Genomic DNA, 17,583 nt, shown 5'->3' on the forward strand with positions numbered 1-17,583 from the left:
TGGACGCTACTGTTTTTTGGTGTTAGATTTTAAACGTTCTTACCTGAACAGTCAGTTTTTGCTCAAATCAGAAATGTGAAATAGTAAACACCCTTGAATTATTCAACCATAGTTGCCCCTAGGCAATCTTCAAGCATAAAGACCCACCAAATATGAACCTAACGGAACTCAAGAATAAACCGATCAGTGAACTTGTTGCCCTAGCCGACGAAATGAAGCTAGAAAACATGGCTCGTGCTCGTAAGCAAGATATCATTTTTTCAATTTTAAAATCCCATGCTAAAAGTGGCGAAGATATTTTTGGCGATGGCGTATTAGAAATTTTGCAAGATGGCTTTGGATTCTTGCGTTCCAACGATGCGTCATACTTGGCTGGTCCAGATGACATATATGTTTCTCCAAGCCAGATCAGGCGTTTTAATTTACGCACGGGTGACACGATTTCTGGAAAAATTCGCCCACCTAAAGACAGCGAGCGATACTTTGCCCTGCTGAAAATTAGTGAAGTCAACTTTGACCGTCCAGAAAATTCCAGAAACAAAATCTTATTCGAAAACTTAACACCTCTGCATGCTAACGAACGTCTTACGATGGAACGTGGTAATGGTAGTAGTGAAGATATTACTGCACGAGTATTAGACCTTGCGGCGCCTATAGGTCGTGGTCAACGTGGTTTAATTGTTGCGCCGCCCAAGGCTGGTAAAACATTATTATTACAGAATATTGCTCAATCGATCGCCGCCAATCATCCCGAATGTGTATTGATGGTGTTGCTTATCGATGAACGCCCAGAAGAAGTAACTGAAATGCAACGCCTAGTGCGTGGTGAGGTAATTGCTTCAACGTTTGATGAGCCAGCCAGTCGCCACGTTCAAGTTGCCGAAATGGTTATTGAAAAAGCCAAACGTTTGGTTGAACACAAAAAAGACGTCGTTATCTTGCTTGACTCAATTACCCGTTTAGCCCGCGCGTACAACACTGTCATTCCTTCATCAGGTAAAGTTTTGACCGGTGGTGTGGATGCAAACGCCCTGCACAAACCAAAGCGTTTCTTTGGCGCAGCACGAAATATTGAAGAAGGTGGTAGTTTGACCATCATCGCCACAGCACTTATCGATACCGGTTCTAAAATGGATGAAGTTATCTACGAAGAATTTAAAGGTACCGGTAATATGGAATTACACCTTAACCGCAAAATTGCGGAAAAACGTGTTTTCCCAGCTATTGATTACAATCGCTCTGGTACGCGACGCGAGGAACTTCTTACGACTAAAGACGAACTACAGAAAATGTGGATCTTACGTAAGATAGTGCACGAGATGTCTGAAATCGATGCGATGGAGTTTTTGATTGATAAGTTATCAATGACAAAGACCAATGAAGAGTTCTTTACTGCGATGCGTCGTCAGAAAAGCTAATTAGTAATAAATTGCAAAGATTAGAAAATCCGCTGAGGCTCAGTCTCCAGCGGATTTTTCATTTAAGTCCAAAACAGATTGTATGACTAAAAATCACTCATTAACCGACTTTAGACTTTAAGCTAAAGGCAGAGTTGGGCTACAATCTGCATCCCTAAATTTTACGCAGTCAATGCGCCGATAAGTTGTTTGGCTGCGCTAACAATGTAAGTGAGAAGTTTATGCCAAAAGTGGCAATAGTGATGGGTTCTAATTCTGATTGGCCAACCATGCAACAAGCGGCAATTATGTTAGACAAGTTAGGTGTCAGCTATTCGGCAAAAGTCGTGTCTGCTCACCGTACACCTCATCTTCTCACTGAGTTTGCCGAGCAGGCAGCTGAGCAAGGTTTTCAAGTTATAATCGGTGGAGCGGGCGGTGCAGCTCACTTACCAGGTATGATTGCCGCTCATACCCACTTACCCGTTTTTGGCGTGCCTGTGCGCTCAAGTCAGCTTAATGGTATTGATTCTTTGCTCTCTATTGTGCAAATGCCCAAAGGTGTCGCAGTGGGTACTTTAGCCATTGGTGAAGCGGGAGCAGCCAATGCCGGACTATTAGCCGCTCAAGTTATCGCTTTGCAGGATAAAGATGTTCAGCAAGCGGTTATTGATTTTAGAGCAGAACAAACGGCTAAAGTGCTAGCGATAGAAGAACTCACTCTACCTCAACAATAACGTGGTGCCGTGCTAATGAGTATATTGATTTTAGGTTCTGGCCAACTCGCTAGAATGATGGCTTTAGCGGCCTATCCATTAGGGCTGAACGTTGCAGCTGTTGATGTAAATACGCTTGATGTGGTTAATCCCATTACAAAAGCAGTTATTGATGTTTCGCTTGAACAAGCAATCGAAGCTGCCCAAGCAATCTCAGTCGAATTTGAACATATACCTCAATATTTGCTGGATAAAGTGAATGCCAGTGGTAAGTTAAAACCCAGTATTGAATCTATTATGGCAGGCGCCGATCGAGTTAAAGAGAAGAGCCTGTTGTCGGGTCTTGATATTGCTAACTGTGCTTACAATATCATTACCCATGTTGACCAATTAGATAGTGCAGTTGAAAACTTGGGCGAAAAACTCATTATAAAAGCTAGTAGAGATGGTTATGACGGTTATGGGCAATGGCGTCTAGCTACTGTCGCTGATTTACCTGAACTCAAGGCTCAATTGAGCCAGTTAGAACTAGAGAAAGTGCCCTTGGTGGCAGAAAAAATGCTGAAATTTGACCGAGAATTATCGTTAGTTGGTGTTCGAGACCATAAAGGTAATATCGTGTTTTATCCTTTAGCTGAAAACTTACATCATCAAGGCCAACTCGCTGTTTCTATTGCGCCCGCGCCCAAGGTTGATGAAAAACTCATGACCCAAGCTCAGGGTATTTTCGCTAAATTAGCTGAAAGGCTTAATTATATCGGTGTACTGGCTGTTGAATTTTTTCAGATGGGCGAGCAATTGTTAGTCAATGAAATTGCTCCCAGAGTGCATAATTCAGGTCATTGGAGTATGCAGGGCGCGGATACTTGCCAGTTTGACAATCATATTAGAGCGATAGCAGGTTTACCTTTAGGCTCAACTGATGTTTTGAGTCCAACAGCCATGATTAATATCGTTGGCTATGATGATTTTTCAAAAGAATTACTCAGTATTCCCGGCAGTCACTTACATTGGTACGACAAAACAGTGCGACCAAAACGTAAAATGGGCCACTTAAATGTTTGCGCCGATAGCTATGCTGCACTGGGACAAAAGTTGCTGGATTTGGCAAAATATTTCCCAGAAGAACACTTCCCATTGCTTAAGAAAGAAGCTACAAGACTGCTTGGCCTTGTTTGAATTGTCGGTGTTCTGAAGAATCAGCGTCAACTAAAGTGCTAACTTTTTTTGACGCAATATTTAACAGATTCAGTTATAAATTGTTGATCTGATAAATTCCTGACGTTGTCAGCACCTCACTCCTTTTTTCATCTTCTGGTCTTGACCAATACTATTAAGACCAACAACAAAAAATTAATACTACTGTGACACCCATTAATACTACTGTGACAGCCATCATAAACTGGCAAAAAAACAGGTTTGAACTACGCTTTAAAGGTTCAAACAACCACGGATGGTCTGTCATGCCGCAATCTCGCCAAAGCCAAATCAGTCTTATTGATACCCCTTATTACCACTGTGTCTCGCGCTGCGTTCGTCATTCTTTTTTGTGTGGCCGAGATACTGTCACAGGCCAAAGCTATGAGCACCGCCGCGGCTGGGTAGAGGCGCGTTTATTGTTTTTATCATCCCTCTTCGCTATTGATATTGCAGCCTATGCGGTGATGAGTAATCACACGCACGTGGTGGTGTATGTGGATAAAGCGCTGGCACAAAGCTGGTCAATGGAAGAAGTGCTTAGGCGCTGGCATGGTTTATACAAAGGGACATTGTTAACACAGAAATACGCTCGCCATGACGAATTAAGTGAAGGTGAGCAACTGAGCTTGAATGAAACGGTGAATATTTATCGCCAGCGTCTATACGACATCAGTTGGTTTATGCGTAGCCTCAATGAATACATCGCCCGTGAAGCGAATAAGGAAGATGAATGCACTGGCCGATTCTGGGAAGGGCGGTTTAAATCACAAGCCCTGTTAGATGAAAGTGCAGTACTCGCCTGTATGGCCTATGTTGATTTAAATCCTATTCGCGCCAATATGGCAACCACACCTGAAACCTCACATCACACCAGTATTCAACAGCGTATTAAGGCCTTGCTCAACAACGCCAAGCAACCCACAACACTCATGCCTTTTATCGGTCATCATCGACACGATATGCCCAAAGGCATTGCTTACAGCCTAAAAGATTACTGCGAACTGGTAGATTGCACAGGCCGCTGTATTCGAGACGATAAAGCCGGGCATATTGAGCACCACCATAGCCCGATACTGCAACGCTTAGGGATTAACGATGAGCAATGGTTAACCTTAACCACAGAGTTTGAGCAACACTTCAGCAGAGCAGTGGGTAGCGAACATATGCTGCAACAATACAAAAATAATACTCACCATCAACGTATACGAGGCATGGGTCAGGCCAAAGCCTTATTAAAACGCGCCTAAGCTGAATAAGCTCCTATAAAAAATACGTAACAACACCCAGTTGTTCAACAAGGCTGCGCGAAATTTAGACTTAAGCGCTTAATATTGCCTCACCTGCCATTTTTCTGCCTAAAACAGCCTTTTTTAATACTTAAACTCGCTATTTCAGTTAACTATTTTATATTTTTACAAAATCACTGGGTGGGCTGTCGTGTTGTCTCTCATTATGGATGTCATATTTATGTTGTCTCTCATTATGGATGTCATATTTATGCTACGGAATCCTAATATCCACCGTGTATATCAACCAACCGTTTATAGTTTTGTATTCACAAACACCAATATTGGTTGTTTTATCGCAATCGGTTTCAAAATGGTTGGACGGAAATGCTCCTTCCCTCACTACCCGAACATACGCATAGCCCTTTGCGTCATCTCTCAAAACATAAGTAAACTTAACTATCTTGGTTGCAACATGGCGTTCCAGCGCAACAAAATCGATACCTAGATTGTGAGTTTTTTCAGTCAATTGATAATCTAAACTTCTAATATCCATGTATTTTGTATTCAACGGAAATCCCCTACCGTTTAAACGAGCACCAGAGTTAGCCAACACCCATTCTTCAGCGCTTTCCATATACTCAATGTTATTTCTAATTAGGTCTTCAGCCTTAAGTAACACAGCACTATTTATGCTCGCTACACTCGCTTTTTTTTCACAACCTATTAATAAAAAAAAGCAGAGCAGTAAACCATAAACAGCTTTATTCAATTTCATAGATCAAACTCCAAACTCCAAACTTTGCGTGATTTACTGGATAACCATGGGTATAAAGTTATAGTCAAAGCTGGACCTTTGGCAAAATGCAAAGATCTATAAGTAACTGGTGCATTAGGCGGGGGCCAGCGATAAAACTAACGTTTTATCCCAGATACCCTAGCCCAATCACCTTGTATGGCGATGGGTTCCATATCGAACTCATGACTATATAGATCGTTAATTTCTTGCGCTTGGTTGTCGAGGATGCCTGATAACACTAGCTTGCCGCCGGGTTTACAGTAGCCGCTAATAACGGCTCGTAATTCCCTAATAGGGGCTGCTAGGATATTGGCTAATACTACATCGGCCTGTAAGTTGGGTTGATCGGCGGGTAGATAGAGCTCTATTTGTTCACCAACGTGATTGCGGTTGGCGTTGTCTTGGCTGGCTAGTATAGCTTGTGGGTCGATATCAATGCCTACCACACGTTTGGCTCCAAGTTTTAGTGCTGCAATACCCAAAATACCTGATCCACAGCCAAAATCGACTACGGTTGAATCTTGTAAATCCAAGCCATCTAACCAAGTTAAACACAGCGACGTAGTGGGGTGGGTACCAGTACCAAAGGCTAAGCCAGGGTCAAGCATCACATTAACTGCAGTAGGGTCGGGCACATCACGCCAACTGGGGCAAATCCATAAACGTTGACCAAATTGCATGGGGTGAAAGTTCAGCATCCACTCACGTTCCCAGTCTTTATCTTCGAGCTGTTCTATTTTGTGGGCAAACCCTTTACCTAAGACTCGAGACTTTTCTAAGCGTAAGATCAGTGCTGCCATATCGTAATTAGCATCATATAAACCTACTACTTCGGTATCCGGCCACAACATGACTTCCCCGGGTTTGGGTTCGTACATTGGAGTGTCTTTGGCATCAAAGAAACTGACGGCTTGTGAGCCATTGGCACTGAGTATGTCGCCAATCTGTTCTGCGTATTTGGCAGGGCTGCTAATTTTTAACTGGATCCAAGGCATGATTTATCACCCAACAACAAAAAGCTTATTATAACCCTATTTATGCATTGTATGAGTTGCTAATAACAAACCTTTTGCTAAGAAACTAATTAGCTTAAGCCGACTATTGGAGCCATGAAAAAAAGGGGGGGCGATAAAAAGGCGACATAATAGTTATGCCGCCTGTTAATTTATAAATACCTGATTATCAGTGATTTTCTAGTGACCACCCATACCAAGCTTTTTCTCTAAATAATGAATGTTGGCTCCGCCTTTGGCAAAGTTTTCGTCAGCCATTATTCTCTTTTGTAATGGGATATTAGTTTTAATACCGGTGATAACTAACTCGTCTAATGCATGGCGCATTCGAGCTATGGCTACTTCACGGGTTTCGCCGTAGGTAATGAGCTTACCTATCATTGAATCGTAGTAAGGTGGCACAGTATAGTCAGCATAAATGTGGGAATCCCAGCGTACACCTAAACCACCGGGTGAATGAAACTGACTAATTTTACCCGGACTTGGTATAAAGGTATCAGGATCTTCTGCGTTAATCCGGCATTCAATGGCATGACCGCGTATTTGTACCTGTGACTGATCAATTGACAACTTTTGGCCGGCTGCGATACGTAATTGCTCTTTGATTAAATCAATGCCGGTGATCATCTCTGATACGGGATGTTCTACCTGAATACGGGTATTCATTTCAATAAAGTAAAATTCGCCGTTTTCATATAAAAACTCAAAAGTGCCGGCGCCACGATAACCAATTTCGACACACGCTTGGCAGCATCGCGCGCCAATTTTGGCCCGCACTTCTGGCGTTATCCCAGGTGCTGGAGCCTCTTCCACTACTTTTTGGTGACGACGTTGCATAGAACAATCACGCTCACCCAAATGTATTGCGCCACCTTGGCCGTCGGCCAATATTTGAATTTCAACATGGCGAGGGTTTTCTAGAAACTTCTCCATATAAACCACATCATTACCAAATGCGGCACCAGCCTCTGCTTGGGTCGTCGCGATGGCATTAATTAACTCATCTTCATTGCGTACCACGCGCATCCCACGACCACCACCGCCGCCCGCTGCTTTAACTATAATGGGGTAGCCAATACGGTTAGCTGTTTTCTTGTTTAATTCTTCGTCATTGCCTAATGGCCCGTCAGAGCCCGGTACACAAGGAACACCTGCTGCTTTCATCGATTTAATGGCTGATACTTTGTCGCCCATTAAATTAATGGTGTCGGCTTTTGGGCCAATAAAAATGAAACCACTTCTTTCTACCGCATCGGCAAAGGCAGCATTCTCAGCTAAAAATCCATAACCAGGATGAATGGCATCGGCATCGGTTATTTCTGCAGCGGCAATAATACGGGGAATATTTAAATAGCTTTCGGTAGCCGAAGCCTTGCCGATACAAATCGTTTCGTCGGCTAACAGCACATGTTTGAGTGATTCATCTGCAGTTGAATGCACAGCAACTGTTTTTATGCCCAACTCTTTGCATGCACGAAGAATGCGCAGTGCGATCTCTCCTCGATTTGCAATAAGAACTTTTTTAAGCATGCTCATCTGCCTTTATTCAATCACAAACATGGGTTGATCAAACTCAACAGGGTCTTGGTTTTCAACCAAAATTTGTTTTATCACACCTGCTTTATCTGATTCGATTTGATTCATCATTTTCATGGCTTCAATAATACACAAGGTATCACCAACGTTCACTTTTTGACCGAGTTCAACAAAAGATTTAGAGCCAGGAGACGAAGAGCGATAAAACGTGCCGACCATGGGAGAGCGTAATATGTGGCCAGCGGGTTCACTAGTGGCCGCGGCGGCGACTGCAGGAGCGGGCGCTGCAACTTGAGCTGGCGCCGGTGCATATTGCGGCTGTGGAGCATACTGCATTGGGGCATACTGCACGGATGATGGTTGACCACGATGGATCCTTACTGACTCTTCTCCTTCAGTAATTTCTAATTCTGAGATACCTGATTCTTCTACCAGTTCAATCAACTTCTTTATTTTACGTATATCCATGATAACTCTCTCTGTTCGCTGATTTTGTTTTTAATAATGGTTATTTATTTAGATACTGATGAGCTGCCATTAGGCCAAATTCATAGCCCTGAGTGCCAAAGCCGCATATCACACCCTGCGCTACATCACTTAAATAAGAGTGATGCCTAAAGGACTCTCTGCCATGAATATTGGACAAATGTATTTCACTAAAAGGTACAGATACACTTAACAGCGCATCTCTAATCGCTATACTGGTATGGGTAAAGGCGCCAGGGTTAATTAAGATGTAGTCGATATGTTTAAATGCGGCATGTATGGCATTAATTAATTCATGTTCAGCATTGGATTGCACATGAGTTAGGCTAATACCGAGAGCAACTGCCTTATTTTGCAAGCTTTGGACAATTTCTTCCAAGCTATTTGCACCATAAATATGCGGTTCTCGTTTGCCCAACATATTGAGGTTCGGACCATTTATAAGTAATACTTTCACGCTGTTGTCTCTTCTTTAGCTATCTAATAGTGCACTGATAATAGCGTCTTAAACATTTATACTGCCGCTATTATAGGGGTGATTTAGAATATAGCAGCAAAATACTGGTCTTATCAGCGAAGATTGCCGCAAAGTTTTAGTATTTTAACCGTTAATAGAGTACCGATTGAATTACATCGCACACATACATATTGCTCATCATACACAAACTAGTTTATTGGGTAATTTCCTTGGTGATTTTGTAAAAGGCCAAGCCCTTAACGACCTACCCGCAGAGCTGGCGACTGGGGTGCGACTGCATCGTAAAGTCGACCTATTTACTGATAACCATGAGTTAGTTGTTGATTTGCGTAGAACCTTCCCTAAAGAACTGCGCCGAGTAGCAGGGATAATCATAGATATCACTTTTGATCACTTTTTATTAAAACAATGGGATGAGCTTACTGCAAAGCCAACAGACGAGGTGCTCGATTCTTTTTACCAGCAGTTGGCAGACTTTAATGGTATTGATTCAGCGCATTTTTCCCGTTTGTCAGAAAGCTTGCTAAAAGATCGGTGGTTGAGTGACTATCATCAGCAACAAACATGTTTACGTGTTTTGCAAAGCATTGAGCGGCGTTTAAAGCATAAAATCATTTTTGCCCACGACGCTTATGCATTTTTTCAGCAAAATAAAGCGAGCTTTGCTGCCACCTTCACAGCTTTTTATCCTGAATTACTCATACATGCATTACACTGTAGTCAAAAACTATCTTCTACTTAATAGTAACGGGCAACCACCATGAGCATAAAAGAAATCGTTCACCCTTTAGTACAACATAAACTTGGTTTAATGCGCGAAGCTGGTGTCAGCAGCAAGGATTTTAGAGAACTAGCCAGTGAAGTCGGTAATTTGTTGACCTATGAAGCCACGCGGAATTTACAAACTGAATTGGTGGATATTCGTGGCTGGAATGACGAAACCATCCAAATTCGCAAAATTAAAGGTAAAAAAATTACCGTTGTACCTATATTACGAGCAGGTTTGGGCATGTTAGATGGGGTGATGCAACTCATCCCCAATGCAAAAATAAGCGTAGTGGGTTTGTACCGCGATGAACAAACCCTACAACCCATCGCGTATTTTGACAAGGTAGTCAAAGACATTGCCGAACGTACGGCATTAATTGTTGACCCAATGTTGGCAACCGGCGGTACACTGATTGCGACTATCGATTTGCTAAAACAAAAAGGTTGCACTGACATTATGGGCCTATTTTTGGTTGCAGCGCCCGAAGGCTTAGCAGCAGTGCAAGAAAAACATCCAGATGTAGATATTTACACTGCGGCTATAGATGAAAAACTCAATGAGCATGGTTATATATTGCCTGGCTTAGGTGATGCAGGTGATAAATTATTTGGCACCCGATAATCGAGTAATATGACAAATATATAAAAGACTTGTAGACTTAAACCCCAGCGTCGCAGAATGGGCGATGATGGCGCTACTTCTTTTGTTTCATTTTAACTATTTCAATGTGAAAGGACTGACATTATTAGGTTGTGGGTTATTAATAATCCAAGTTCAGTCGTTAACATAATAAGAGTTATCTGAATAAATGATAAAAAAACTACATTGTGGTCAGCGGTATAGCGTCAATACGTTAGTGGACATGTGGAGCAAAATGTTTAGATGCATTCGTATACCCTCGCTGGTTTGCTTGGTATTAATCACCTTATTTTCAAAAGTCATAAACAGTGCTCCTTTGCTCAGTGAGCCGATGTTTATGCGCCTCTCAACCGAACAAGGTCTGTCACAGGACAGTATTAATGCCTTACTCATTGACCAGCAGGGATTTCTGTGGATTGCCACTTATGACGGTTTAAATCGCTATGATGGCTATCGTGTAGAGGTGATCACAGGTAAAAACAACGAGTTTTTGAATATCCCTATCGAGACCTTGTTTCAAGATTCAAAGGGTTACTTGTGGATTGGCACAGAAGCGAAGGGCGTTTTTCAATATAATTTAGAAACTGGCGAAGCCATTAAAATTATTGCGCAACAAAGCCTCTCTGATCCCGATTTCTTACAATCTAATTACCAGATAATTGAAGACAAACAAGGGGATATTTGGCTAGTTTTGGCTGAAGCTATCTTTAAATATTCCTATCAAACCGACTCTACTTCAACAATTTTCCAGTTAAACAGCCAAAGTATTGAAACTAATCAAATTATTCGTTGGGCTCAATTTTTTGAATCGACACTCTTTATCGCTTCGTCGAATGCCTTGATTGGGCTTGATATAAAAACGGGTAAATCAACCATTATTGACTATTTACAAACCGATTTGCCCAACCCAGACAAGTTAAATAGTAAATTTCTGTATATTGACAGCAATCAATTGTGGATTGGTACAGTCGAGGGACTTTATAGTTTGCCACTAGAGAAAACTGTCGCTTTTGTAGATAAAAAAGGGGCCTTACCAAAATCGACTGTGCATCTGACTAGTCGCAATATTTGGCAATTTGTTAAAGCGCCAAATGAACTTTTTTACATTGCCACAGATAAAGGGCTTTATAGTTACAGTCCGCAGACCTCGCAGTTACAACATCTATTTTTACCTACAGATAGCCGTGAGTATTTGGCAACTGACATAATAAGACAAATTATTATTGATAAGCGGCAAAATTTTTGGCTCGGCACTGAATCTGATGGTGCGCTATATTGGTCGCCTAAAACTACTCTATTTACTAATGTTTTTAATGCACGAGGTGGGCGAGATAATAAAGTACTGAGTAATAATGAGGTATGGAGTGTGCATAATGAAGGCAATGACGGTTTGTGGGTGGGCACCCGTAACGGCTTAAATTATTACAATCTGAATGAGGGTGAATCACAAAGTTTCTTAAGTTCTACTGATGAAAAAGCCCAATATTCGTCTGCATTTATATCGAAAATCTTTGCTGACAAAGACAACAACTTATGGCTTTTGGCCGGAACTAGCATTGTGCATTTCGACACCAAGGCCAAACGCAATTTACCGCTAAAAGTAAAAAACCAGTCAGACCAAAGTTTATTAAATAACGAAGTCTATGATATGCGGATGCAACCTAACGGCGATATTTTGTTTTACAACAATGCCGGTTTATACCGTTATTCGGTGCAAGACGGTGAAGTAAATCAATTAGAATCGGCTAAAAATACACTGAGTATAAAAAATGCTGTTGCACTGTTGCCGCCCTTGGCCGACCAACCTCAAACTACGCTTTTTAGCTCAATAGGGCAACTGTGGCAGATTGATAACCAGACCAACCAGTTAGCCCTTGTGCACAGTTTAACCGCAGAGCAGCATCGTACCGAAGTTTCAGCCGATAGTACCGTTATCGACAGAAACGGCATTTTGTGGATTGCTTATCCAGGCTATGGATTAGTTGGGCTCGATAATAAAACCAAAGAACAAAAATACTTTTTTAATCGAGCTAATTTACTTCCTACCAATACTATTTATGGCTTGCAATTAGATGAGCAGGGAAATATTTGGATGAGCTCTCATGCAGGTATTTTAAAATTTAATCCAGAGTCACAGCATCTACAAAAATATGGCGCTGCGCAGGGTTTAAGAAACCTCGAATTTAATCAATACACAAATGCACAACTACCTGATGGTAAAATGATTTATGGCTCGCCCAAAGGCATTACCCTGTTTGATCCTGCTAAACTTGAGGTAGGCGTAGTCACTCAAAATCAAGTTCATATTACTGGTATAGAATTAGCGTCGCGAATGTTGCCTATGCCTATAAAGGATTTAAGTGGGCAAGACTTTCAACTTACTCACGAGGATGTGGGTTTGAAAATTCACTTTTCTAGTTTGGAATTTGAGAATCAAGGTAGCACTCGCTATGGTTATCGTTTAACCGGGGCGGGTAATATTGCGTTCACTGAAACACGTGTACCTGAGGTGATGTTTCCGAAGCTGGGACCAGGTAATTATACGTTTGCAGTGGTGGCTTTTGATACTCAAAGCGGCACAAAAAGCCAAGAAGCCACCATAACTTTTTCTGTAGCATACGCCCCTTGGCGCTCTCCTTGGGCGATTTTGGGCTATATTGTGTTTATTGGGCTTATTGTAGCAATATTGATTTGGCGCAAACGTCAACATGATTTAAGTCTTCACACCGCACACCTCGAAGTGGTTGAAAGTAAAAACAAATTAACCTTAGCTTTAGCAGCCAGTAACAGTGGTATTTGGGAATTTCAAGTTACTGAGCAACTCTTTACTGCGCCTCGTTTGACTGACGAACTTGGCTATGCGTCCATGGCTAAGCAAGTCAATAATGCCCAACATATCGCACTTATCCATAATCGAGACCGCACTTATTATAAAAATCAGTGGCAAGCATTTTTAAGCGGAGAAGATTCAGAATTAGATGTAACTTATAGAATGCTGGCCTTTGATGGCAACTGGATATGGTATCGCGATGTAGGTAGTGCAGTGCAATCTGATAGTCAAGGTAAGCCGCTATTAGTGACAGGAACCTATACCAATGTCACCGATAATTTAACCAATCAAGAAAATCTAAGAGTATTTGGCGAAGCCTTTAAACATACTCATGATTGGGTATTGATCTTCAATAATAAACAATATCCGATTGCCTCAAATGATGCGTTCAAGTCTGCGTTTAACATTCAAAATGATAACGAACTTGGCGACCAGCTGGTAAAAATTCAAAATGTACAGTCAGGTGAATCTGCGCAGTTTTGGCATAATTTACAGGCTTTACAAGTTAACCAGTATTGGAAAGGGGAAGATAAAATTGTCTTTCTAGATGGTACGGTTTGTGATGTGTTGGTGCATATAAATGCCGTTGCTAGCACGCAAGATGATAGTCGTATTGAATATTACCTACTGATTTTATCTGATATTAGTGAACAAAAAAGAGCGGAGGAAAAGCTCCGTCGTTTGGCTAATTATGACTCGCTTACGGGCTTACCAAATCGAGCTTTATTGCTTGATAGAGTTGAACGCGGCTTAGAACATGCCAATCGCCATGATAAAAGTATGGCCCTGTTTTTTATAGATTTGGATAAATTTAAGCAGGTAAATGACAGCTTAGGGCACAAAGCAGGGGATGAATTACTTAAAATAATTTCGACCAGATTAACCCATAAATTACGTAAAGAAGACACGGTTGCGCGTTTGGGCGGAGATGAGTTTGTCATTATGATTGAGGGGGTTAGTTGTGCTGAGGCCATAAGTGCCCTAGTCGTTGAAATTAGCGACCTGATTGATTTGCCCATCTTATTAGCTAATCAAAGTGTTAGCGTATCATCTAGTATTGGTATTGCGATGTACCCAGGTGACGGCACTACCGCAGAAGAGCTGTTAAAAAATGCGGATATAGCCATGTATCACGCTAAAGAACAGGGCCGCAGTAATTTTCAATTTTTTACTGAACAAATGGATGCCATTGTAAAAGAGCGTTTGGAATTAGAAAATAAATTAAAAGCCGCCCACCTACAAAAACGATTCCTTAATTACTATCAAGCAATTGTTAATATAGAAACGGGCTGTATCGAAGGTTTTGAGATTTTAATGCGTTGGCCAACCAAAAGCGGCATGATTCCGCCAGACAAGTTTATCCCTATCTCCGAAGAGTTAGGTTTAATCGAGCCGATGACACTGGATGCTTTTGAAAGAGCGATGCCTCTGTTAAAAGGGCTTCGAGCCGATGGTTTTGAAGGGTATTTATCATTTAACTTATCAGCCCGTCATTTTGAAAATCAGTGGTCAATCGATCAAATTATGCTGATGTTAGAGGCACACAATATTCCTGTATCGTCGATTCGCTTTGAAATTACCGAAAGTGCCTTGATGCGAGACTACGAAAGAGCGCTAGATTACATGATGCAAATCAAGCATAAGGGCTTTCGTATCGCACTCGATGACTTTGGTACCGGTTTTTCCTCGTTGAAATATCTCAAAGAGTTTCCCATTGATGTCATCAAAGTGGATAAAAGCTTTGTTGATGACATTGGTAAAAATAAAAACAATGAGGCCATTATTCTCACAACACTCAGCATGGCTAAGCAATTAAGCATGACCTGTATTGCTGAGGGCATTGAAGAACAACATCAAGTGGATTTTTTCAAACAGCATGGGTGTCAGCACTTGCAGGGCTATTTCTTTTCTAAGCCCCTACCAGAGAGTGAATTACCAGCATTACTCAAGCAAAGCTGGTAATAAGGATGTAGCAAGTTTGGCGGCCTCTCATGTTGTGAGTGACAAACCGCCATTTAAGGGTAAAGATTTTATTAAGCTATTAGTTAAATACTTGATTCACATGATCTGCAAAGGGCTCTGCCTTCATAAAGCCCGTCACTCGGGCCGATTTAAGCTCTTCGCCTTGCTGGTTAAAGAACAAAATAGTAGGTAAACCTAAAATCGAAAAATAATCCTGAAAGCTCAGATTTACTGGAGTATTGTCAGTTAAATCAATCTGCATCCACACAGTATTGCTAAGGGCGTCGACTACCGCTGGCGCAGGAAAAGTAAACTTCTCAAACTCCTTACAAGCAACACACCAGTCAGCATATAAATCTAACATTACCGATTTGCCTTGTGCATTAGCCGCTGCCAATTTTGCATTAAAGTCATCAAGACTCTTGATTAAAACAAAATCTGGATGAGGTGTCACTGCTGATTGTTGTTGGCTTACTCCCGGCATTGCTTGATGGGCAAATAATGGTGTAATTGTTGAATAACCATAGAATCCTGAGGCCATCAGGCCAACAAAAATCAGCAATGTTCTTAGCCCCTTAAGGAAAGACACTTTACTGTCTTGGTTCATCACAAAGAAGTAGGTAAAACACGCCAAGCCAAGCACTGTCCAAGCTATATCCACCACTAACACCGGCACATAACTTTGCAAACGTTCAACAAATATTAGGGCCACTGCTAACATCATAAAACCAAAGGTCACTTTGACGATATTCATCCAGTTTCCCGCTTTGGGTAGCAGTTTGCCGCCTGTTATACCAAATAAGATGAGCGGAATACCCATGCCTAGACTGAGAGCATACAGTGCGGTGAACCCTAGCAATAAGTCGCCACTTTGAGCAATAAACAACAATATCCCAGTTAATGGCGCGGTCGTGCATGGGGAAGCCACTAAACCTGATATGGCTCCCATTACAAATACGCCGATGTAACTGCCGCTCTTTTGTTTATTACTCATGGCATTGAGTTTTTCTTGCCAGCTGGAAGGCATTTGTAGCTCGTAAGCACCAAACATCACTATGGCAAGCAACACAAATAAAGTGATTAGTGTGATAAGGATAGCGGGGTGTTGCAAGGTAGCTTGAAATTGTACGCCAGCTGATGCTACCACTAAACCTAAAATTGAGTATGTTAGTGCCATACCTTGGACGTAAATAAAAGACAAGCTAAAGGCTTTTGAAGTACTGATAGTTTTGCCTTGGCCAATCACAATACCCGACAAAATAGGGTACATTGGAAAAACACAGGGTGTAAAAGCCAAGCCAATACCTAAGAGGAAAAACAGAAACAGGCTCCACGTTAAGCTTTGGTCACTAGCTAACAAATCCGCTAATTCAAACTGCTGAGATACCACGGTGTTTGACGTTGATTCATTTTCATTGAAATGCTCAGAGGTAAGCGAAGTGCCAATTTGTGATATGTTTTCTGCTACATCAGCTGAATTAAGTTTTTGCAAGGTCAATATTTTAGATTGGACAGGGTAGCAAATTCCATCATCTGCACACCCTTGAAACTGTATTTGCACTTCATTTTGTTCTGCAACAGTAATAATTTTACTTTGAAATTTGAACTCTCCACGATAGCCCACAGTAGGGCCCTTAAATTTATCCACGATGGATATTGCAGGGGGAAGTTCTAAATCCTTGAGGGCTGCACCTGCCGGAATTATCTCAATAGAATCTTTATACAAGTAGTAGCCATCAGCTATTTTCCAGCTTAGTGATAATGTGTCATTTTCCTGAGTAAAATCATAGGCAAAGGCTTTTTCAACAGGTAAAAATTGAGAGTTTGTCTTATCCAGATAAACCACTTTAACGGTTGGGGGATAACATAAGCCTGCATCAGCGCAGCCTTGGTATTGAATTTTAACTACGCCATCTTGGATAGACTGGATGATGGGATAAGTAATATTCACCTGCTGGCGAAAAATATCCGACACCCCAAAAAACTCATCTTCAATTTGCTCTGATTGGGGAAATTGTGGCTCGGCTAATTCGGCATTTTTGACTACGGTTTTAAATTGCTTTTTATACAGATAGTATCCATCAGCTACTGTCCAACTGAGCACCAGGTCATTGTCTTTTTGGGTAAACTCAAACTGAAATGCCTGATCAACCGCAAGAAAATCCGGCTCTTCGGTAAACATGTCGGCAAATGGGTCCGATTGTTGAGCGGCCACTTGTGTTGATAAAAATAAGCACGCTAAACATGCAACTAACCAGTAACTTTTTTTGCTTAACATTATTGTTTTAACTTCCGTCGTTTAATTAAAAGGCGTTTTATGCATCCGATAGTGAATAATTTCACTGCAGCGATTTGATTTAGACTATCTTAAACGTCAATAGTCTACCCTTTGATTACTTAACACAAAATTAAATATCACAGTCTTTAAGTGTCAAATTAGCTATATTCGTATAGATGGGAGTAACTTCAAACCACAGCACCATTATGACCAAGGAATGCAGGCCAAAATTTCATGTTATTTTAGTTTGCTAA

13 protein-coding genes are annotated in these 17,583 nt (G+C 41.4%); 7 read left to right on the forward strand and 6 right to left on the reverse strand.

What is annotated here, in order from left to right; genetic code table 11:
* Nucleotides 1–152 precede the first annotated feature (152 nt).
* From rho to ABKW31_RS18205, 4 genes are all read left to right on the forward strand, one after another.
* Nucleotides 153–1,418, forward strand: a complete 1,266-nt coding sequence (gene rho / locus ABKW31_RS18190) for a transcription termination factor Rho (protein ID WP_348618008.1) — start codon at nucleotides 153–155, stop codon at nucleotides 1,416–1,418.
* A 221-nt stretch (nucleotides 1,419–1,639) separates the two neighbouring features.
* The gene (purE, locus tag ABKW31_RS18195) at nucleotides 1,640–2,134 is read left to right on the forward strand and encodes a 5-(carboxyamino)imidazole ribonucleotide mutase (protein WP_348618009.1); all 495 of its coding nucleotides are present in this window, start codon (nucleotides 1,640–1,642) and stop codon (nucleotides 2,132–2,134) included.
* 15 nt (nucleotides 2,135–2,149) lie between these two features.
* Entirely contained in the window at nucleotides 2,150–3,292 is a 1,143-nt protein-coding gene (locus ABKW31_RS18200; protein WP_348618010.1) for a 5-(carboxyamino)imidazole ribonucleotide synthase, read from the forward strand.
* A 284-nt stretch (nucleotides 3,293–3,576) separates the two neighbouring features.
* Nucleotides 3,577–4,560, forward strand: a complete 984-nt coding sequence (locus tag ABKW31_RS18205; RefSeq protein ID WP_348618011.1) for a transposase — start codon at nucleotides 3,577–3,579, stop codon at nucleotides 4,558–4,560.
* Nucleotides 4,561–4,813: 253 nt separating this feature from the next.
* On the opposite strand, the gene ABKW31_RS18210 is transcribed toward ABKW31_RS18205, so the two are convergent.
* From ABKW31_RS18210 to aroQ, 5 genes are all read right to left on the reverse strand, one after another.
* The gene (locus ABKW31_RS18210) at nucleotides 4,814–5,317 is read right to left on the reverse strand and encodes a hypothetical protein (RefSeq protein WP_348618012.1); all 504 of its coding nucleotides are present in this window, start codon (nucleotides 5,315–5,317) and stop codon (nucleotides 4,814–4,816) included.
* Nucleotides 5,318–5,454: 137 nt separating this feature from the next.
* The gene (gene prmA / locus ABKW31_RS18215) at nucleotides 5,455–6,333 is read right to left on the reverse strand and encodes a 50S ribosomal protein L11 methyltransferase (RefSeq protein ID WP_348618013.1); all 879 of its coding nucleotides are present in this window, start codon (nucleotides 6,331–6,333) and stop codon (nucleotides 5,455–5,457) included.
* Between the two features lie 198 nt (nucleotides 6,334–6,531).
* Nucleotides 6,532–7,881, reverse strand: a complete 1,350-nt coding sequence (gene accC, locus ABKW31_RS18220; protein WP_348618014.1) for an acetyl-CoA carboxylase biotin carboxylase subunit — start codon at nucleotides 7,879–7,881, stop codon at nucleotides 6,532–6,534.
* 12 nt (nucleotides 7,882–7,893) lie between these two features.
* Entirely contained in the window at nucleotides 7,894–8,355 is a 462-nt protein-coding gene (accB, locus tag ABKW31_RS18225; RefSeq protein WP_348618015.1) for an acetyl-CoA carboxylase biotin carboxyl carrier protein, read from the reverse strand.
* Nucleotides 8,356–8,395: 40 nt separating this feature from the next.
* Entirely contained in the window at nucleotides 8,396–8,830 is a 435-nt protein-coding gene (aroQ, locus tag ABKW31_RS18230) for a type II 3-dehydroquinate dehydratase (protein ID WP_348618016.1), read from the reverse strand.
* A gap of 166 nt (nucleotides 8,831–8,996) precedes the next feature.
* Here aroQ and ABKW31_RS18235 point away from each other — a divergent pair, with 166 nt between their 5' ends.
* The 3 genes from ABKW31_RS18235 (at nucleotide 8,997) to ABKW31_RS18245 (ending at nucleotide 15,051) form a co-directional block, all read left to right on the forward strand.
* Complete coding sequence (locus ABKW31_RS18235; RefSeq protein ID WP_348618017.1) at nucleotides 8,997–9,593, forward strand: ACP phosphodiesterase; 597 nt, start codon at nucleotides 8,997–8,999, stop codon at nucleotides 9,591–9,593.
* Nucleotides 9,594–9,611: 18 nt separating this feature from the next.
* Complete coding sequence (upp, locus tag ABKW31_RS18240; RefSeq protein WP_348618018.1) at nucleotides 9,612–10,241, forward strand: uracil phosphoribosyltransferase; 630 nt, start codon at nucleotides 9,612–9,614, stop codon at nucleotides 10,239–10,241.
* A gap of 253 nt (nucleotides 10,242–10,494) precedes the next feature.
* Nucleotides 10,495–15,051, forward strand: coding sequence for an EAL domain-containing protein (locus tag ABKW31_RS18245; protein ID WP_348618019.1), 4,557 nt, complete (start codon nucleotides 10,495–10,497; stop codon nucleotides 15,049–15,051).
* Between the two features lie 79 nt (nucleotides 15,052–15,130).
* Here ABKW31_RS18245 and dsbD read toward each other — a convergent pair whose 3' ends face one another.
* On the reverse strand, nucleotides 15,131–17,329 hold the full coding sequence (gene dsbD / locus ABKW31_RS18250; RefSeq protein ID WP_348618020.1) for a protein-disulfide reductase DsbD: 2,199 nt from the start codon (nucleotides 17,327–17,329) through the stop codon (nucleotides 15,131–15,133).
* Nucleotides 17,330–17,583 lie beyond the last annotated feature (254 nt).

It is taken from the genome of Paraglaciecola sp. 25GB23A, from assembly GCF_040012495.1.
Taxonomy (GTDB): Bacteria; Pseudomonadota; Gammaproteobacteria; order Enterobacterales; family Alteromonadaceae; genus Paraglaciecola.